Source organism: Corynebacterium sp. HMSC11E11, assembly GCF_001807025.1.
In the GTDB taxonomy this organism is placed as follows: domain Bacteria; phylum Actinomycetota; class Actinomycetes; order Mycobacteriales; family Mycobacteriaceae; genus Corynebacterium; species Corynebacterium freneyi.
This window is the reverse complement of sequence record NZ_KV787158.1, coordinates 61,644-81,351: the sequence shown is the minus strand read 5'-3', so window position 1 is coordinate 81,351 and position 19,708 is coordinate 61,644. Positions and strand designations below refer to the sequence as shown.

The window sequence follows — 19,708 nt, the reverse complement described above, 5'->3', positions numbered from 1 at the left end:
GGGATGGAGTCGACGATGTCTTCGGTGGGATCGGTCACGGCGCCGATTCTAGGCGGTCGCGCGGATCGCCTTCCCGCCGTCCGCCGGGGCCTCCGACTTCGCCGGGACGATCGGCCACAGCGCACGGTCGCCGATGAGACGCACGATGGCCGGGACGAGCAGCGGGCGCACCACGAACGTGTCCAGCAGAATGCCCAACGCCATGGCCAGACCGAACTGGTGCAGCTCGCGGATCGGCTGCGTCATTAGCACCGAGAACGTCGCCGCCAGGATGAGGCCGGCCGAGGACACCACCCCGCCGGTGCGCACCAGCGACGTCCGCAACGCCTCGCGCATGCCCGAATGCGCCAGCTCCTGCCGCACGCGCGACATGAGGAAGATCGTGTAATCCACGCCCAGCGCGGTGAGGAACACCAGGATGTAGGCGGTGACGCGATTGCCGATGCCCGAGTCGCCCTGCAGGGTCACCGCGATGAACGTCGTCAGGCCGACGGTCGCCACGAACGACAGCGCCAGCGTGGCCACCAGGTACGCCGGGGCGAGGATGCTCCGCAGCAGCAGCCCCAGAACCAGGCCGATGATGCCGAGGATCAGCGGAATGAGCAGCAGCGTGTCCGACTCGAGAGCCGAGCGGATGTCCGCGGAAGTGGCCGTCTCGCCGGTGGCGGCGACCTCGACCTCCTCCACCCCGGCGTCGGCCAGGGCGTCGCGGGCGGCGTCCTCCAGCGCGGGCAACGAATCCATCGCCTCCGGTTCGTACGGGTCGACCGCGAGGATGACGTTCAGGCGCCCGACATCGCCGGACTCCGCCACGTCGCGCTCGCCGGCGGTGGCCCGCGCCACCGTGTCCGGCAGGCTGTCCGGCAACGCCCCGGCGGCCGACTCGAGCGCGGCGGCGTCGATGCCCCGGCCCTCGACCAGAAGAGTCACCGGCGCGATTTCGCCGACGCCCAGTTCCTCGGCGATGACCTGCTGACCGGCGGCGGAATCGGTGTCCACGCGGAAGCCGGTGAGGAAGTTGTACGACTCCTTGTAGCCGACCAGGCCCGCCGACAGGACGACGAGCAGGGCCAGCGCACCGGCGAGCACGGCCTTCGGACGCGCATCGACGAACGACGAGATCTTCTCCCACAGGGGCGAATCCACCCGTCGCAGGGCGCGCTGCTCGCCGCCCGGCCAGAACACCGAACGGCCGGCGACCAGCAGCAGGGCGGGCAGGAACGTCGCGGCGACGACGGCCATGGAGCCCACGCCGATGGCCAGGTACGGGCCGAAGCCCTGCAGCGACGGAGAGGACGTGCACAGCAGGGCCATCATCGCCAGGATGATCGTGCCCGCCGACGACGCGAGCACCTCTCCAGTGCGGCCCATCGCGGCGACCATCGCGCCGTGGGGGTCGCGGGGACGACCGGCGTCGCGGTCGGCGGCCAGCGCCTCGCGGTAACGGGCGTTGATGATCAGCGCGTAGTCGGTGCCCACGCCGAACAGCAGGACGGTCATGATCGACGCGGTCTGCGAGGAAATGACGATGGCGCCGGCGTCGGCGAGCAGGGCGCCGACCGATTCCGCCAGGCGCATGGCCACGCCGACGGCGACCAGCGGCAGGATCGCCATCACCGGCGAGCGGTAGACCGCGATGAGGATGACGAACACCAGCAGGATGGTGCCGAACAGCAGCACCCGGTCACCGGAGGCGAAGACCTTCACCGTGTCGGTGGCGATGCCCGCCGGGCCGGTCAGGTGCGTCGTCGCCCCCTCTGCGGCATCGGCGGCGACGTCGGCTGCGGCTGTGCGCATGGCGTCGACGCCGTCGCGGAACTCCTCGGTCGTCGGATCGCCGACGACGGGCACGATGAGCGACCGGGTGCGGCCGTCGTCGGAACGCGTGCCCTCCTCCCCCGCGGGCATGCAATCGCGGCCGGGGCGCAGTCCGGACCCCGGCTCCGCGCAGGACGCCGAGATCGGCGCCAGGGTCCGGTCGCCCGCGGAGTCGCGGAAATGCGCGGTGACCGCGGCCGCGGCATCGCCGGCCGCCTTCTCGCTGCCCGCCTGCACGGTGATGATCGCCGGCAGGACGTCGTCGCGGCCGGGGAACTCCTCGCGCAACCGCTCTTCGGCCATGACCGACGGGGAATCGGCCGGGGCGCCGTCATCGCCGGCCGCCTTGACGTCGTCGATGCCGGGGGCCATCGCCGCGAGGACCCCGACCAGCAGAACCCAGGCGACGATCACCGCCCAGGCCCTCTTCTTCGTGCCGAACGCGGCACGGAGGAATGACTCGTACATGGGTGGGACGCCTTTCGAAATCAATCGCGTCGACATCAGTCGCGCCGAAACGGAAAACGAATGTTATCGACGCACCGTCGATAACTTCGACAACGACATTAGGCGATCCCCCATCCGAAGCCGAACGCTGCACCGCGGCAACCACCCGACCGTGGGGAATCGCGCCCCCTCCGCCGACCCCTCCGTCGACCCCTCCACCCGGGCCGCCCCGAATCCGGGGACCCGTTTAAAGTGGTGCCCATGACCACCTTCGACGCGGGCAGGATGTTCGCCTTCGACCTGGAGACGACGGGCACCGACCCGCACGAATGCCGGATCGTGACCTCGGCGCTGGTCCGCATCGACGGCGGGCCGCCGCAGACGGAGGAATTGCTCGCGGATCCGGGTGTGGAGATCCCCGAGGGCGCCGCCCGGGTGCACGGCATCACCACCGAGTACGCCCGCGAGCACGGCCGCCCGCACGACGAGGTCCTGGCCGACACCATCGCGGCCATTCGGCGGGCGTGGAGCGACGGACTGACGCTGGTGGCCTACAACGCCGCCTACGACCTGACGGTGCTGCGCTCACGGCAACCGGATTTCACCGTCGACGGCCTGGTCTTCGACCCGCTCGTCATCGACCGCGCGCGGGACACGCACCGCAGGGGCAAGCGCACGCTGGGAAACGTGTGCGAGCACTACCGGGTCCGCCTGGACAACGCACACGAGGCCACCGCCGACGCCCTGGCCGCCGCCCGCCTGGCCTGGGTGATGAGCAAGAAGGTGTGGCCGGACCTGGCCGAGATGGACGGCGACGAGCTCATGGAATACCAGGCCGTGTCCCACTTCGAATCGCAGTCCTCGTTGCGGGATTGGCTGGTCGGTCAAGGCCGCGACGTGTCCGATTTCCGCATCGGCGGCTGGCCCATCGACGAACCGGAACGGTGATCCCTACAGCGATTCGATGACCAGGTGCGGGCGCGCGGATTCCTCCGGACGCACCACCAGACTCTCCACCGCGAAAGCCTCCCGCACCGCCTCCGGCGCCAACACGTGCGCCGGATCCCCGTCCCGCAGCACGGCACGGTCGTGGAGCAACACGACCCGATCGAAGTGCGCCATGGCCAGATCCAGGTCGTGGATGTTCGCCACGACCGTCCGACCGGAGCCTCGCAGCACCTCGATCAGGTGAAGCTGATGGTGCACGTCCAAGTGGTTGGTCGGTTCGTCGAGAAGCAGCAGCCCGGTTTCCTGCGCCAACCCCCGGGCCAGCACGACCCGCCGCACCTGGCCACCGGACAACTGATCGCACATCGCATCGGCCCGGGCATCGACGCCCATGAGCTCCAGCGCCTCCCGCACGGCCGCATGTTCGGACTTGCCGCCGAGATCCCACGGATTCATGTGCGGCAGGCGGCCGAGTGCGACGAATTCCGCGGCGGTGAGCTCCCCGGGCGGACGCTCATCCTGCCCCACGAAGCCCACCAACCGCGCGCGCTCCCTCGGACGCATGCCGGCGACGTCGCGGCCCCCGTACAGCACCCGTCCGGAAGCCGGCGGGGTGATCCCGGCCAAGGCGCGCATCAGCGTCGACTTGCCGATGCCGTTGACGCCGACGATGGCCGTCAGCGAACCGGGCGTGGCGGTGAAGGTCACGTCCGACAGCAGGCGACGCCGCCCCACGTCGACGGCCACCGACTCGACTTCGAGGATCTCGGCGTTGCTCGACCCGCTCATGACTGTCCTCCAAAACGGTATCGGGAACGGCCCATCAGCAGCAGGAACACCGGGGCGCCGATGACGCCCGTGACCACTCCCAGCGGAATCTCCTGCGGCGGCGCGATGAGACGGGCCAAGACGTCCACCCACAGCAGGAACAGCGCGCCGCCGAACACGGCGACGGGGATGACCCGGCGATGAACCGACCCCACCACGAGACGGGCGAAATGCGGGATGACCAGGCCGACGAAGCCGATGCCACCGGCCACGGCCACCATCGCGCCGACCAACAGCGCCTGCACCGCGAACAGCACCTTGCGCAGCAGCCCGACCCGCACGCCCAGCGCCGCCGCGGTTTCGGGGCCGGCGGACAGCGCGTCGAGGCGCGGGCTCAACATGAACATCAGGATCACCGCGGGCACGAGAACGAGCAGCGGCAGCAGCAGCCGGTCCCATTGCGCGCCCGACACGGACCCGAGCATCCAGAACAGCACCGACTGCGCCGAGCGGGAATCGGGTGCCTTGAACACCAGCAGGCTCGCCACCGCCGAGAACGCCGACGACAGCACGACGCCCGACAAAATCAGCCGCAGCGGGGTGATGCCGCCCTGCAACATCGTCACCAAATACACGGTGGCGGTGGCCGCGATCGCGCCGACCAACGCGCCACCGGACAATGCCCAGATGCCGAAACTGGAAAACGCCCCCAGGGTGATCACGGCCGTCGCACCGACGCTCGCGCCCGAGGAAATGCCGAGCAGATAGGGGTCTGCCAACGGGTTGCGCACCAACGTCTGCATGGCGACGCCTGCCATCGCCAACCCCGCGCCGACGATGATCGCCATCAGCCCGCGGGGCGCGCGCAGCTCCCACACGATGTCGTTGACGGCGCGGTCGGGGTGCACCGTGCCCGAAAACTGGGCCGCGAGCACCGACCACACGTCCGACAGCGAGTAACTCACCGAACCGAACGTCAACGACGCGACGAAGCTGACGGCGGTCAGCGCCGCCAACAAAAACACGAGAAGCGGCGTCGCCGCCTTGCTCCGCACTTTCGAAAACCTCGCTTTTCTCCGGTGTCCCGTAGCGTGGCGGCTACCGGGTGAAGTACTCCCGTCCGTCCAGGCTCTCGGGCAGCGTCATCGCCGGCTCGATGTCCGACTCCGGCACGAGGCCGAACTTCTCGAGTCCCTTGCGAACGTGCTCGGCGGCGTCGATGTTGAGCGGCGAGGACACCCACATCGAGTAGTTGAGGTTGATGAAGCGGTCTTCCTTGACCGCCGGCAGGTCGCGGGTCAGCGGGTGGTTCTTCAGGATCTTGATCTTGTCCTCCAGCGACTGCCCCTCGTAGTCGACGAACACGAAGGCGTCGGGGGCGTCGGCGGCGAGGGACTCCCAACCGACCTGCACCCAGGAGTCGGCGAGGTCCTCGGTCTGGTTGCGGGCGCCGGCGGCCTCGATGATCGCTTGAGGCGCGCCGAACTTGCCGGACGTGACGATCGCGTCGGTGCCGGAGTCGAAGACGAACAGGGTGGGGGTCTGCTCCGGCTGCGGAGCGTCGTTCAGCTTCTTCAGCCGGTCATCGATGTCGTCGATGACGGATTCGGCCAGCTCGGAGTCGCCCGCGATCGCGCCGATGTTGCGCAGATCGATGTCCAGCGCCTCCCACGGTTCGACGAGACCGCGGTGGTCGGTGCCCTCCTGTCGGCAGGACTCCGTGAGCAGGTACGTGGCGATGTCGCGCTGGTCCAGCAGGTCCGGCGTCACGCCGAGGCCTTCCGACAGTCCGTAGTTCCAGCCGGCGAAGTAGATGTCGGGCTGCAGCGACACCACCTGTTCGAGCGTGGGCTGCTTGTCCGAAATCACGTCGAAGCCGTCGATGACGTCGGCACCGTACTTGGCGGCCAGGGTGTCGTGGGCCTTCCCGACCGACGCCACCGCGGACAGGTTGTCGCCCGCACCGGCGGCGAGGGCGATGGAGATGATTCCCGAGTCGTAGGCCAGCATCGACGGATCGGCCGGGTAAGTCATCTCCTCGCCGCAGTTTTCCACGGTGACGCTGCCGTCGGCGTTGACGGTGCCGCCGTTGGCGTCATCGGCGCCGTCGGTCCCGGAGCAGGACACCAGAAGCAGGGCCATCGAGGCGGCGATGGCGGCGGAGGCAGGGCGAAGCGGGAACTTGTTCAATTGGTCCACCTTCGTGGAAAACCGCCGCGATCTTTACGCGAGATGCGACGTCGATGACGAACCGGCGGGTCTTCGGACTCGAAGGCGACTCCCCCGCGCCTTCCCGGACCGTGCAGTGCACTCCAGTGGCCTCATGCGGGGGATGGATCCCTCTCACCGCTGCGCGACAGTTCCGGATTCACACCGGATTCCCTGACGCCGATTCCTTGCGCGACAACCGTAGCATTCCAACGCCATCGCCCCGGCCGAAAGGCGCGCTACAGGTCTCCCGCCGCCCGCGAGATCAATTCCGCGGTGCGACGGCCTGCGGCGTAGGCGGGGGCGATCCACGACGCGGGCGCACCGGCGAAACCGCGGTCGACGGTGACGCCGACGTGGTCGACGAGGTCGGCGCGCGGGAACGACAGTTCGTCCCACAACCGGCCGACGCGTTCGGCGATGTCGCGGGCCTCGGGTTCCAGGTATGCGCCGGTGTGTTCGTCGGTGGCGCCCGGGACCGCTGGCACGGCGCCGAGCAGCAGATCCAGGCCGGCGGCACGCAGGCGGCCGACTTCGTCGAGGGTGGCCGAGCCACGGATCGCCCCGATGGGCAGCGCGATTCGAGCGGCACCGGATTCCAGCAGCGCCTTTTCCAGCGACGGCGGCCGCGGCCCCTCCCCCGACCTCCGCGCGACCAACCCGGGAACCGCGATGGCGATGTCGGGCAGCCCCGCGCCTTCCGCCGCGAGCACCCGCCATTGCGCGGCCATTTCGCGGTAACCGACGGCGGGCAGCGACGTTCCCGCCACCGCCGCCTCGACCAGGCCCGCCGCGATCGCCGGGGCAGCGGGTTCGTGCATGACGACGGCCACCTCCGCCCCGAACCGCCGTCGCACGTCGGCGATGTGGGCGGACAACCCCTCGGCGAGCGCGGCGGCGAGGTAGGACACGGCGCCGCGGTCGACCAGCATGCGGTGACCGTCGGCCAGCTCGATTGACGCCGCCAGCGTCCACGGCCCGACGACGGGCACGGTGACGGTCTCCGGCGTCGCGCCCCAGAACTCCTCGCAGACGTCGAGGTCGCGTTCCAGGTGGTCGGCGGCCAGCGACGCCGCGGCCCCCGGTCGATCGGCCACGCGCCACGACCGCGGGCCGACGTCCATCGACAGGTCCGCCAGGATCGCGCCGGTCCGCCCGATGGCGTCGGCACCGAGTCCCCGGTCGGCGAGGATGGGCAGGTGTGGAGTGGCCCCGCATTCCCCGGCGAGGATCTCCGCCGCCGCGCGCACGTCGGTACCCGGCAGCGGCCCCAGACCCGAAAACGCGGTCACCGGTCCGCCTCCTTCTCCGTCGACGCGATGGTGCCGGACCCCAGCACGATGTCGCCGTCGGCGTCGGGGCGGTAGAGCACGGCCGCCTGCCCGGGGGCCACCCCGCGCAACGGTTCGGCGAGGACGCAGATGAACGCCCCTCCGGTGCCCGCCGCATCCACCGGGCCGGTCCACGACACGGTGCACGGCACGGGGCGGCCATGCGCCCGCACCTGCACCTCCGCATCGAATTCCGCCGGGGGGCCGCCCGCGTCGACGCCGGCGTCGTCGTAAAGCCACACCGCCCGATCGACGTGGAGCACCCGGACATCCAGGTCCTCGCGTCGTCCGACGGTCACCGTGCCCGTGCCGGCATCGACGCCCGTGACGTAACGCGGCTTGCCGTCGGCGGCGGGACCCGGCAGCCCGAGGCCCTTGCGCTGGCCGATGGTGAAGGCGTCGACGCCGCCGTGGTCGGCGAGCTTCTCCCCCGTCGCACCGTCGACCACCGCACCCGGCCGCCGCGGAATGTGACGGCCCAGAAACGCCTGGGTGTCGCCGTCGGGGATGAAGCAGATGTCCGTCGAATCCGGCTTATTCGCGATGGAGATGCCGCGGGCCGCCGCCTCCGCGCGAATCTGCGGCTTCTCGGTGTCGCCGATGGGAAACAGCGACCGCGACAGCTGATGCCGGTCGAGCACGCCGAGCACATACGACTGGTCCTTCGCCGGATCGCCGGCGCGCCGCAGCCGACCGTCGTCGTCGACCAACGCGTAATGGCCCGTGGCCACCGCATCGAACCCCAACGCCAGCCCACGGTCGAGCAAGGCCTGGAACTTGATGCGCTCGTTGCAGCGCAGGCACGGGTTCGGAGTCTCGCCGCGGGCGTAGGAATCGATGAAATCGTCGACGACCTCGGCCCGGAACCGCTCCGAGAAATCCCACACGTAAAACGGGATGCCCAACAGGTCCGCCACCCGGCGGGCGTCGCCGGAATCCTCCAGCGAGCAGCAGCCGCGGGCGCCGGCGCGCAGCGTGACGGGATCCTTGGCCAGCGCCAGGTGCACGCCGACGACGTCATGGCCGGCATCGACCAGCCGCGCCGCCGCCACGGCCGAATCCACGCCGCCGCTCATCGCCGCCAACACCCGCATCGCGCTACCTCCCGTGGGCTTCGCCCTTCGTTTTCGTCCGATTCCGTCCGATTCCGTCGTCCCCCGTCACCGCACTGCACGGGATCAGGCCATGCCCGCCGCGCGCGCCCGTGCGACGGTATCACCCATCACGGACAGCACCGCATCGACGTCGGCGGCCGTGGAATCCCAGCCCAGCGTCAGCCGCAGCGCACCGCGCGACACCGCGACGTCGACGCCCATCGCCTCGAGCACGTGGCTGGCCCGGTTGACGCCGGCGGCGCACGCGGACCCGGTCGCGGCGGAAATCCCGGCGGCGTCGAGAAGCATGATGAGGCTGTCGCCCTCCGCCCCCGTCACGCTGACGTGGACGTGCCCCGGCAGCGCGGGCTCGGTGGTGTGCACGACGATGCCGTCGAGGTCGCGGATGCCGGCGAGCAGACGATCCCGGAGCGTGACGACGGCCCGGCGTTCCTCCTCCATCGCCGTGGTCGCGGTGCGCAGTGCGGCGGCCATTCCGGCGGCGGCGGCGACGTCCGGAGTGCCCGACCGCAGGCCGCGTTCCTGGCCGCCCCCGGCGTTGAGCGCGGTCAACGACGTCGAACGCCGCACCAGCAGGACGCCGATTCCGCGCGGGCCGCCGAACTTGTGGGCCGACGCGGCGAGGGTGGCCGCCCCCGACCGTCCGAAATGCACCGGCACGTGGCCGACCGCCTGGACTGCGTCGACGTGGACGGGCGCGTCGTGGTCGGAGGCCGCCGCGATGAACTCGTCCACGGGCTGGATGGCGCCGGTTTCGTTGTTCGCCCACTGGCACGTCCACGCGTGGTGGGGTGCATCGGCGACGGCGGGGTCGGCGCACGGCTCCCGGAGCGCGCCCACGCACACCCGTCCGGCGGCGTCCACCGGGGCCTCCACGACGCGGGCGCCATGGTGCTCGGCCAAGTGCGCGGCGGCCTTGCGGATCGCGTCATGCTCGACGGGAGTGGTCACCACCGTGCCGGGCGCGCCCGACTTCGCCGCCGACGCCAGGTACAGGCCGCGCAGACCGAGATTGTCGGCCTCGGTGCCTCCGGAGGTGAACACGACCTCCACGGGCTCGGCGCCGAGGTCGGCGGCGATGGATTCGCGCGCCTCCTCCAGGATCTTCCGTGCGGCCCGCCCTTCCGCATACTGCGAATTGGGGTTGCCGGCGCCGAGTGCGGCGATCATCGCCTCGCGGGCCGCCGGGCGCAGCGGAGACGTCGCGGCATGGTCGAGGTGGTGGCGCGGCCGGGTGGTGCGGGAATCATCGGTGCTGGACATCCCGGACAGAGTAGCGCGTCGCCGCGGCCTCGCCGGTGCACCGGGCACGGCGAAGGGGCCGCCCGCATGCTGCGGACGGCCCCTTTCGCGGATCGGGAAGGCTTACGCCTTCTTGATCTCCTCGGTGGCCTGCGGGGCCACGTTGAAGAGGTCGCCGATGACGCCGAAGTCGGCGATTTCGAAGATCGGCGCCTCCTCGTCCTTGTTGACGGCGACGACGGTCTTGGAGGTCTGCATGCCCGCCTTGTGCTGGATCGCACCGGAGATGCCCAGGGCGATGTACAGGTCCGGGGACACGGTCTTGCCGGTCTGGCCGACCTGGAACTGGCCCGGGTAGTAGTCGGCGTCGACGGCGGCGCGGGAGGCGCCGACCGCGGCACCGAGGGCGTCGGCCATCGGCTCGACGACGTCGGCGAAGCCCTCGGCGGACGCGACGCCGCGGCCACCGGAGACGACGATCTTGGCCTCGGTCAGCTCGGGGCGGTCGCCGCCCTCGGCCGGGGTGAAGGACACGATCTCGACGGCGGTGTCGTCCGCGGCCGGGTACTCCACGGCGGTGACGGACGGCGAGGCGGCGGCCTCGACCGGGTCGACGGAGCCCGGGCGCAGGGCGTAGACCGGGGAGGCGCCGTAGCCGGCACCCTCGACGATGAACTCGCCGCCGAAGATCGAGTAGACCACGGAGCGGTCGTCCTTGATCTCCACGACGTCGGACAGAACGCCGGAGCCGGTCAGGGCGGCGACGCGGCCGGCGATCTCCTTGCCGGCGGCGGAGGCGGCGACGAGGACGGGGACCTGGCGCTCGGAGGCCAGGCCCACGAGGACGCCGACCTCGGGGGTGATCAGGTGCTTGCCGGCCTCATCGGACTCGGCGGCGAGGATCTCGCCGGCACCGTACTTGCCGAGGGTCTCGGCGAAGTTCTCGGCGGTGCCGGGCTTGCCGACAACCACGGCCGCGGGGGTGCCGAAGGCACGGGCGGCGGTGAGGAGCTCGGCGGTGGTGTTCTTCAGTTCGCCATCGTTGTGGTCGACGAGAACGAGGACGTCGGTCATTGTGATTCTTCTCCTGCTGTTCGTTCGTGCGGTGTTCGCGATGGGCGCTTAGATGAACTTCTGGGCCTTGAGGTACTCGGCCAGCTTCACGCCGGCGTCGCCCTCGTCGGTGATGCGCTCGCCCGCGGTCTTCGGCGGCTTCGGCGTCGCGGAGGTCACCGAGGTGGCGGCGTTCTCCAGGCCGACCTGCTCGGCCTCGGCGGCGACGTCGGCCAGGGTCAGCTCGCGGACCGGCTTCTTCTTCGCGGCCATGATGCCCTTGAAGGAGGCGAAGCGCGGCTCGTTGGCCTTCTCCGTCACCGACACGATGGCCGGGAGGTTCGCCTTGAGCTGGTGGATGCCGTCCTCGGTCTCGCGCTCGCCGGTGACGGTGGAGCCGTCGACGGAGACGGAGCGCATGTGGGTGAGGACCGGCAGGCCGCGGTAGACGCCGAGCACGGCCGGGACGGTGCCGGTGCCGCCGTCGGTGGAGGCGTTGCCGGTGATGATGAGGTCGACGTCGCCGATGGCGTCGATGACGGTGGACAGGGCCCACGCGGTCTGGATGGCGTCGGAGCCGGCCAGGGCGTCGTCGGACAGGATGACGGCGTCGTCGGCGCCCATGGACAGGGCCTTGCGGAGGGCCTCGACGGCGCGCTCCGGGCCGATGGTGGCGACGGTGACGTTGCCGCCGTGCTCTTCCTTCAGCTGCAGGGCGGCCTCGACGGCGTTCTCGTTGATCTCGTCGAGCACGGCGTCGGCGCTTTCGCGGTCGAGCGTGAAGTCGTCGTCGGCGAGCTTGCGCTCGGACCAGGTGTCCGGGACCTGCTTGACCAGAACCACGATGTTCGGCATGTGTCTGTCGTCCTTACTGGTTGAGTGACTGTGAACGTGTCATGAATTTATCCGGCGCACCCGCGGCGCGGGTCATGTTCGCACCCGAAACGGTGTTTGCGTGACCGCGGCCGGTCGGCGCGCCCTCTGTGTCGAAGGTAACAGAGTCAAGGGTGAACTGTAGGTGATCCACGTAACAATGTCGATATTTTTTCGTTTCTAGTTGAGTGAATCTCCATTAACGCAGGGTGACAAAGGCGCACGTCGGGTACCCCCGCCTCTACGACTCCGGTCCCCACTGCCGTTGGCCGCACACGAAGGCGGTCGCCGTCGACCCGATCCGGGTGATCACGACGCCGAGCTGCGTGCCTTTCCCGCCGCCCTTCTTCGCCCCGCCGAGCTTCCATTGCCTGCGCAGCACGTCCGGATTTACGTCGACGCCGCGCACGAGGATCTCCGCCGATGCGCAGTCCCGCGCCGCCAGCGCCCGCTTGACCTTCTTCAGCGGCACCTGCTCGAGCACCTCGAATCCGGAGGCCCCGGGCGGGATGGCGTCGCCGGTGAGGTGGGCGATGCGTTCGTCGAGTTGCCGCAGCCCGTGCGCGGTGGCGTAGTGGCGCACCAGCCCGGCGCGCACGACCGCCCCGTCGGGGTCGATGATCCAGCGCCCCGCATCCCCGACGCCGCAATCGTCGGGCATCGTGTCGTCGTAGCGTTCCCCGACGGCGCCCTCGCCCCGGGTCCGCAGCAGGTGGGCGCTTCGCGTGACGACGTCTCCCCCGTCCCCCAGAGGTGTGGCCGCAAGTCCCGGCGTGTACAGGCACGCTTCCTTGACCCCGCCGTCGACCGAGGTGACGGCGGCTTCGCCCTCCCAGTCGGAGTAGTCGATGCCGGGGGCGCATTTGACGGCCATCTCGTGATTGCGGCGGACGCCCGGGCCACGCCAGGCGTCGATGAGGTCGGGCAACGGCGGCAGGAGATCCTCCGGCCGGAGGATGCGGCGGCCGCCGGCCCGGCGCGCGGGATCGGCGACGATGATCATCCCCTCGCTCACCGGGGCCAGCGCATCGGCGACGACGACGTGCGCGTCCGGAGCATTGTGGCGGGCCATGAGCACTCGCGCCATGTCCAGGTCGGACCCCAGCACGGGAAACGCGCCGACGGCGGATTCGGCCCGGTACTCCGTCAACGCGGCGATCTCCGCGCCGATGGAGCACGTGACGTCATGCACCCCCGGGGCGACGCCCTCCCCGACGGCCGTCGTCAAGCGTTCGGCGCGGGCCCGCGCCACGGCCGCATGCGTGGCCTGCTGCGCGGAATCGGAGTCCAGCAGCCACCACCCGGGCAGTTTTCCCGCCGTCGACCGGCGCCCCCGCTCCAACTCGACCACCGCCCGGGCCAACTCCGCCGACTCACCCAGCGATTCCCGCAGGTGCGTGAGATCGGCCAGGAGGGAGGCGTCGGAAAGCTCGAGGCCCGCGGCGGCCCCCGCCAACCCGGGATCGGCGAGCAGCGCCCGGACCTCCGCCGAAGACAGGCTCACCGGCGACCCCGCTCGGCGAGATCCCGCAGATGCCCCAGATGCGTGGACACCGCGAAGAACTCGTCCATGAACGGGTCCCCGAAGAAATCGCTGGTCGTGCGATGCGGCGGCTCCTGCCCCGAATCCGCCGCGGCAAGGACCTCGGCCACCGTCGTGTACCGCACCAGCCGCTTGATCTGCGCCCACGTCGGGGGCATGAGACCGACCTTGCGGTCGCGCCAACCCTCCATCAGCGCCGTCGGCCGGAACCACCCCGTCGACGACGCCTCGGACGTGTCACCGTCTGCGATCTGCCCCTCCGGCTGCGCCGCCAGGAAGAAATACGTGTCGTAGCGCGTGGGCATGCCCTCCGGAGTCACCCAATTGCTCCACGGCCGCAGCAAGTCGGAGCGAAGGCACAGCCCCTCGTCCGCCATGAAGTCCGAAAACGACAGCTCATGGGACTCCAACGCCTTGCGCCGGGCATGGAACCGCCCCGAATCGACGACCACGTCCCCCGACGCATCCGCCGCCAGCAATGTTCCCGTCTCCTCGAAGGTCTCGCGCACCGCCGCGCACACCAACGCACGGGCCGTCGCCGGCGCGACGTCGAACGCCTCCGCCCACCACTGCGGCGGATGCCCCGACCACGCCAAACTCGGACTGTCGTGGCCGTCGCCGTCGACGTCGCCCGGGAAGTCGCGGGCATCGACCCCGCCGCCCGGGAACACCGTCATGTTCGCCGCGAACTTCATGGTGCTCACGCGCTCCTGCACGTACACCTCGATGCCGTGCACCGAATCGCGCACCAACAACACCGTCGACGCCAACCGCGGGGTCGCCGGAATCGCGGCACCCTTCTTCTGCGAACCACCCATGCCGGTCACTCCTTCCTCCGGTGCGCACCGGCCCGGCGCGCCCGGCGCGCGAAGAACCGGCCGTCGATGCGATCCACCGCAATGGACTGGTGGAAGGCCTTCGACAGATTTTCACTCGTGAGCACATCGTCGATGAGCCCCTGGGCCACCACGCCACCGTCGTCGAGAAGCATCGCGTGGGTGAAACCGAACGGAATCTCCTCCACGTGGTGGGTGATCATGACGATCGCCGGCGCATCCGCATCCAACGCCAGATCACCGAGATAGCCCACCAGATCCTCGCGCCCGCCGAGATCCAGGCCCGCGCCCGGCTCGTCGAGAAGCAGCAGCTCCGGATTGACCATCAGGGCCCGCGAAATGAGCACCCGCTTGCGCTCGCCCTCCGACAACGTCCCCCACGTGCGATCCGCCAGATGCTCGGCGCCCATCTTCTCCAGGATGTCCGCGGCCTGGCGGAAGTCCATCTCCTCGTACGTCTCGCGCCACCGGCCCAACACCGAATACGACGCCGAGATGACCAGGTCCGCCACCTTCTCGTCGGCGGGAATCCGATGCGCCAGCGCCGACGACGTCAAGCCGATCATCGTGCGCAGGTCCCGCATGTCCGTGCGCCCCAGACGCTCCCCCATCACCCGGGCCACGCCCGACGACGGAAACTCCTCCGCCGCCGCGACGCGCATCAGCGACGTTTTGCCCGCGCCGTTCGGCCCGAGCACCACCCAGCGCTCGTCGAGCTCGACCTGCCAATCCAGCGGGCCGACCAGGGTGCGGCCGCCGCGCTTGAGCGAGACCCCGCGAAAATCGATCAGCAGGTCCTCGTCGAAGTCGTCGTCGTTGAAGTCAGAGTCAAAGTCAGCCACGTCACCATCGTGCCCCACTTCCCCGCCCCGCGCCCCGACGCGCTCCCCCGCGTGGCGGCCGACGTGCGGCATCCGGGCCGCGGCGTCCGGTGTTACCCGATCGGGGCCGACCGGCGAATTCCTCCCCTGTGGGATCGGCGAACCTCCACTACGCTGGAGGGAGTATCCGCGGCGGCCGGCAGGTCGCCGCCGGGGACGCACGGTGGACGCACCATCGGATGACACGAACGCGACGCGAAGGAGACCCCCAAGGTGACCGGACGACTCGGAATCGATGACGTACGACCCCAGGTGGACGGCGGCGCCACCCCGTCCAAGGCGGTGGCCGGTGAAGTCGTCCCCGTCTTCGCCGTCGTCTGGCGCGAGGGCCACGATGCGCTCAATGCGACGCTGAACGTCAAGGGCCCGAAGGAGTCCTCCTTCGCCGCCCGCACCCAGCGCATCCCCATGCGCTTCAGCGACCACGACCCCAACCAGGTCAACGCCACCTTCGTCCCCGACGCCCCCGGCCTGTGGACCTTCCGCGTCGACGCCTGGTCCGACCCGATGGCCACCTGGCGCAACGCCGTGATCAAGAAGATCGAGGCCGGGCAGTCCGCGGAGGAGCTGGCCAACGACCTCGAGATCGGCGCCCGCCTGTTCGACCGCGCCGCCACCGGCGCCGCCACCGTGTACCGCTCGCACCTGCGCGGCGTGGCCCAGTCGCTGCGCTCCGACGCCGAGCTGCGCGCCCGCGTTTCCCCGGCCCTGTCCGACGAGACCCGCGGCATCCTCGAACTCCACCCGCTGCGCGAGCTGCTCACCCGCGGCAAGACCCGCAAGGTCCTCGTCGAGCGCCGCGAGGCCCTGTTCGGCTCCTGGTACGAGTTCTTCCCGCGCTCCAACGGCGGTTTCGACGAAGACGGCAACCTGCTGCACGGCACGTTCACCACCGCCCTCCCCCAGCTCGACCGCGCCGCCCGCATGGGATTCGACGTCGTCTACCTGCCCCCGATCCACCCGATCGGCGAAATCAACCGCAAGGGCCGCAACAACACCCTGACCGCGGAGCCGGGCGACGTCGGCTCCCCGTGGGCCATCGGCTCGGCCGACGGCGGCCACGACGCCATCGAACCGAAGCTCGGCGGCGAAGACGAGTTCGCCGAGTTCGTCAAGGCGGCCGAGGAACGCGGCCTGGAGGTCGCCATCGACCTGGCCCTGCAGTGCGCCCCCGACCACCCGTGGGCCGAGGCGCACCCGGACTGGTTCACCGTCCTGCCCGACGGCACCATCGCCTACGCCGAGAACCCGCCGAAGAAGTACCAGGACATCTACCCCCTGAACTTCGACAACGACCCGAAGGGCCTCTACGCGGAGGTTCTGCGCGTCGTGAAGTTCTGGGTCAAGCGCGGCGTCAAGGTCTTCCGCGTGGACAACCCGCACACCAAGCCGGGCAACTTCTGGGAATGGCTCATCGAGACCGTCCACGAAACCAACCCGGAGGTCATCTTCCTCGCCGAGGCCTTCACCGCCCCGGCCCGCCTGTACGGCCTGGCCAAGGCCGGCTTCACGCAGTCCTACATCTACTTCCCGTGGAAGACCACGAAGAAGGAGCTGACGGAGTTCGGCGAGGAAATCGTCAAGCACACCGACATCGCCCGCCCGTCCCTGTGGGTCAACACCCCGGACATCCTCCACGACTTCCTGGTCAAGGGCGGTCGCGCCGCCTTCGCCATCCGCGCCGCGCTGGCGTCGACCATGTCGCCGCTGTGGGGCATGTACTCCGGCTACGAGCTCTACGAAAACGTGCCGGTCAAGGAAGGCTCCGAAGAGTACCTGGACAGCGAGAAGTACCAGCTGCGCCACCGCGACTACGACGCCGCGCTGGAATCCGGCGACTCCCTCGAGCCTTTCATCACCCTGCTCAACACCCTGCGCCGCGAGCACCCGGCCCTGCAGCAGCTGCGGACCCTGCGTTTCCACGACATCGGCAACGACAATCTGCTGGCGTACTCCAAGATCGACCCGCTGACCGGCGACGCCGTCATGGTCGTCGTCAATCTCGATCCGTGGAACGCCCAGGAGGGCATCCTCGACATCGACATGAATTCCATCGGCCGCCGCAGCACCGACCGCATGGACGTCGAGGACCTGATCACCGGGCAGCGCTTCGACTGGGGCAAGGAGAACTTCATCCGCCTCGAGCCGTGGTCGAACGTGGCCCACATCGTCCAGCTGCCCGACGTGCCCGAGAGCCTGCGCCGCAAGCTGGCGTGGCGCGACGTCCCCGACTACGAGGGCTAAACGGCGCCCCCGGCCCCACCCGGGGTCACCCCGGCACGGGACCCGCCACACGCGCATACGCTGGAGGCGGGTCCGTCCGAATTCCCGGTCGGGACTTCGGCGTGCCCCGACGCAACACAGTTCGACCCGATCCCCGTTCGGCCCGTCCCACGACGAATACACCGGAATCCACCTGGAAGGACCGCCATGAGCGCCCCCACCGATCCGCGCCTGACCATCCCGGCCGGAGACATGGATCGTCTCCGCAGCTGCACGCACCACGACCCCCACTCGTTCTACGGTGCGCACCTGATCGACGGCGACACCGTCATCCGCGCCCGCATTTTCGGCGCGACCGCGGTGACCGTCGTCTCCACCCGGGGAGAATTCGAGGCCGAACCGGTCGGCGACGACGTCTACGCGGCATTGGTTCCGGGTGAGCCGGACTTCGATTACCGCCTGCGCGTCACGTGGGCCGACGGTTCCGTCGAGGAACGCGCGGACGCCTACCGCTTCCTGCCGACGGTCCAGGAGGGTGATCTCCACCTGATCGGCGAAGGCCGCCACGAGCGCCTGTGGGAGGCGCTGGGCGCGCATCCGCGCACCTACGACACCGAACTGGGCGAGGTGTCCGGCGTGTCCTTCTCCGTGTGGGCGCCCAACGCCCGCGGCGTGGCGGTGATCGGCGACTTCTGCATGTGGAACGGCGCCCAGTACCCGATGCGCTCCATGGGCGGATCGGGCGTGTGGGAGGTCTTCATCCCGGGCGTCGGCCCGGGCGAGGTCTACAAGTTCGCCATCACCACCCCGGAGGGACACCGCCGCGACAAGGCCGACCCGATGGCCTTCGCCACCGAGGTCCCGCCGGCCACCGGTTCCGTCGTCGCCGAGTCCGAATACCGATGGAGGGACGACGAGTGGATGGCCAAGCGCGCCACCCCCGACTGGCGGGCCGAGCCGATGTCGATCTACGAGGTCCACCTCGGCTCGTGGAAGCGGGGCCTGTCGTACGAGGTCATGACCGAGCAGCTGGTGCGCTACGTCAAGGACATGGGCTACACCCACGTGGAGTTCATGCCGGTCGCCGAGCACCCGTTCGCCGGTTCCTGGGGCTACCAGGTCACCTCCTACTACGCCCCGACCAGCCGTTTCGGTTCGCCGGATCAGCTGCGCGCCCTCATCGACGCCTTCCACGCCGCCGGCATCGGCGTCATCGTCGACTGGGTTCCGGGCCACTTCCCCAAGGACGACTGGGCGCTGGCCCGCTTCGACGGCACCGCCTGCTACGAGCACCCGGACTGGCGTCGCGGCGAGCAGAAGGACTGGGGCACCTACGTCTTCGACTTCGGCCGCAACGAGGTCCGCAACTTCCTGTACGCCAACGCCCTGTACTGGGCCGAGGAGTTCCACATCGACGGCGTGCGCGTCGACGCCGTCGCGTCGATGCTCTACCTCGACTACTCCCGCAACGAGGGCGAGTGGCTGCCGAACCAGTACGGCGGCCGCGAAAACCTCGACGCCGTGCAGTTCCTGCAGGAGTTCAACGCCACGGTGCACAAGCACCACCCGGGGTTCCTCACCATCGCCGAGGAGTCCACGTCGTGGCCTGGCGTCACCGCCGCGACCGAGGACGGGGGCCTGGGCTTCACCATGAAGTGGAACATGGGCTGGATGAACGACACCCTGGAGTACTTCTCCAAGGATCCGATCCACCGTTCGTACCACCATCACGAGATCACCTTCGCGATGGTCTACGCCTACTCCGAGAAGTTCATCCTGCCGTTCAGCCACGACGAGGTCGTGCACGGCAAGGGTTCGCTGTGGGAGCGGATGCCGGGCGACGACTGGAACAAGGCAGCCGGCCTGCGCACCCTGCTGTCCTTCATGTGGAGCCACCCGGGCAAGCAGCTGCTGTTCCAGGGCCAGGAGCTGGGCCAGAACCGCGAGTGGAACCATGACGAGTCCATCGCGTGGGACAACCTCGAGGGCTGGGGCGGCGAGTTCCACCGCGGCATCCAGTTGCTGGTCAAGGACCTCAACGCCATCTACCGCGACACCAACGCCCTGTGGTCGCAGGACGATCGTCCGGAGGGCTTCTCCTGGATCAACGCCGACGACACGAACAACAGCGTGCTGTCCTTCGTCCGCTACGGCGACGACGGGTCCGCGTTAGCGTGCGTGCTCAACCTGTCCGGTGCGACGCAGGAGCGTTACCGCATCGGCGTCCCGCGTACGGGTGCGTGGCGCGAGGTGCTCAACACCAACGACGAGCGCTACGCCGGTTCGGGCTACGGCCTCAACGGCACCCTGGAGGCCGAGTCGCACGGCTGGAACGGCCAGGATCAGTCCATCGAGCTGACCCTGCCGGCCAACACCGCGATCTGGTTCCGCCACGAGGGCTGATCCCGGGCGGCGCAGCTTG

General features: G+C 69.8%; 15 protein-coding genes and 1 riboswitch. Of the genes, 3 read left to right on the top strand and 12 right to left on the bottom strand.

What is annotated here, in order from left to right; genetic code table 11:
- Window positions 1-48: 48 nt before the first annotated feature.
- Window positions 49-2,286, bottom strand: coding sequence for an MMPL family transporter (locus tag HMPREF3121_RS09720; RefSeq protein ID WP_070522839.1), 2,238 nt, complete (start codon window positions 2,284-2,286; stop codon window positions 49-51).
- A 240-nt stretch (window positions 2,287-2,526) separates the two neighbouring features.
- Here HMPREF3121_RS09720 and HMPREF3121_RS09715 point away from each other — a divergent pair, with 240 nt between their 5' ends.
- The gene (locus tag HMPREF3121_RS09715) at window positions 2,527-3,213 is read left to right on the top strand and encodes a 3'-5' exonuclease (RefSeq protein ID WP_070522836.1); all 687 of its coding nucleotides are present in this window, start codon (window positions 2,527-2,529) and stop codon (window positions 3,211-3,213) included.
- A 3-nt stretch (window positions 3,214-3,216) separates the two neighbouring features.
- On the opposite strand, the gene HMPREF3121_RS09710 is transcribed toward HMPREF3121_RS09715, so the two are convergent.
- The 11 genes from HMPREF3121_RS09710 to HMPREF3121_RS09660 all read right to left on the bottom strand — a co-directional run bounded on the left by HMPREF3121_RS09710 (window position 3,217) and on the right by HMPREF3121_RS09660 (window position 15,024).
- A complete protein-coding gene (locus HMPREF3121_RS09710; RefSeq protein ID WP_070522833.1) occupies window positions 3,217-4,002 on the bottom strand; it encodes an ABC transporter ATP-binding protein in 786 nt (261 codons plus the stop codon).
- Entirely contained in the window at window positions 3,999-5,036 is a 1,038-nt protein-coding gene (locus HMPREF3121_RS09705; RefSeq protein ID WP_070522831.1) for a FecCD family ABC transporter permease, read from the bottom strand. Before HMPREF3121_RS09705 ends, HMPREF3121_RS09710 begins: the two co-directional genes overlap by 4 nt.
- Before the next feature lie 43 nt (window positions 5,037-5,079).
- Window positions 5,080-6,123: an ABC transporter substrate-binding protein gene (locus tag HMPREF3121_RS09700; RefSeq protein ID WP_070522898.1), complete on the bottom strand. Its 1,044-nt coding sequence runs from the start codon at window positions 6,121-6,123 to the stop codon at window positions 5,080-5,082.
- Between the two features lie 93 nt (window positions 6,124-6,216).
- Window positions 6,217-6,408: riboswitch (cobalamin riboswitch) on the bottom strand.
- A 20-nt stretch (window positions 6,409-6,428) separates the two neighbouring features.
- The gene (locus tag HMPREF3121_RS09695; protein WP_070522829.1) at window positions 6,429-7,481 is read right to left on the bottom strand and encodes a uroporphyrinogen decarboxylase/cobalamine-independent methonine synthase family protein; all 1,053 of its coding nucleotides are present in this window, start codon (window positions 7,479-7,481) and stop codon (window positions 6,429-6,431) included.
- Window positions 7,478-8,614, bottom strand: a complete 1,137-nt coding sequence (gene mnmA, locus HMPREF3121_RS09690; protein WP_070522827.1) for a tRNA 2-thiouridine(34) synthase MnmA — start codon at window positions 8,612-8,614, stop codon at window positions 7,478-7,480. Before mnmA ends, HMPREF3121_RS09695 begins: the two co-directional genes overlap by 4 nt.
- 84 nt (window positions 8,615-8,698) lie before the next feature.
- A complete protein-coding gene (locus HMPREF3121_RS09685; protein WP_070522824.1) occupies window positions 8,699-9,898 on the bottom strand; it encodes a cysteine desulfurase family protein in 1,200 nt (399 codons plus the stop codon).
- Window positions 9,899-10,000: 102 nt separating this feature from the next.
- Window positions 10,001-10,951: an electron transfer flavoprotein subunit alpha/FixB family protein gene (locus tag HMPREF3121_RS09680; protein ID WP_070522821.1), complete on the bottom strand. Its 951-nt coding sequence runs from the start codon at window positions 10,949-10,951 to the stop codon at window positions 10,001-10,003.
- Window positions 10,952-10,999: 48 nt separating this feature from the next.
- A complete protein-coding gene (locus HMPREF3121_RS09675) occupies window positions 11,000-11,785 on the bottom strand; it encodes an electron transfer flavoprotein subunit beta/FixA family protein (RefSeq protein WP_070522818.1) in 786 nt (261 codons plus the stop codon).
- 259 nt (window positions 11,786-12,044) lie between these two features.
- Entirely contained in the window at window positions 12,045-13,307 is a 1,263-nt protein-coding gene (locus HMPREF3121_RS09670; RefSeq protein ID WP_070522815.1) for a THUMP-like domain-containing protein, read from the bottom strand.
- Window positions 13,304-14,164 (bottom strand): NUDIX hydrolase, encoded by an 861-nt coding sequence (locus HMPREF3121_RS09665; protein WP_070522895.1) that lies wholly within the window; start codon window positions 14,162-14,164, stop codon window positions 13,304-13,306. Before HMPREF3121_RS09665 ends, HMPREF3121_RS09670 begins: the two co-directional genes overlap by 4 nt.
- A gap of 5 nt (window positions 14,165-14,169) precedes the next feature.
- A complete protein-coding gene (locus tag HMPREF3121_RS09660) occupies window positions 14,170-15,024 on the bottom strand; it encodes an ABC transporter ATP-binding protein (RefSeq protein ID WP_070522893.1) in 855 nt (284 codons plus the stop codon).
- Between the two features lie 252 nt (window positions 15,025-15,276).
- Here HMPREF3121_RS09660 and HMPREF3121_RS09655 point away from each other — a divergent pair, with 252 nt between their 5' ends.
- Together HMPREF3121_RS09655 and glgB are read left to right on the top strand one after the other, a co-directional pair.
- The gene (locus tag HMPREF3121_RS09655; protein ID WP_070522813.1) at window positions 15,277-17,307 is read left to right on the top strand and encodes a maltotransferase domain-containing protein; all 2,031 of its coding nucleotides are present in this window, start codon (window positions 15,277-15,279) and stop codon (window positions 17,305-17,307) included.
- A gap of 186 nt (window positions 17,308-17,493) precedes the next feature.
- A complete protein-coding gene (gene glgB, locus HMPREF3121_RS09650; RefSeq protein ID WP_070522810.1) occupies window positions 17,494-19,689 on the top strand; it encodes a 1,4-alpha-glucan branching protein GlgB in 2,196 nt (731 codons plus the stop codon).
- The last annotated feature ends 19 nt before the right edge of the window (window positions 19,690-19,708 follow it).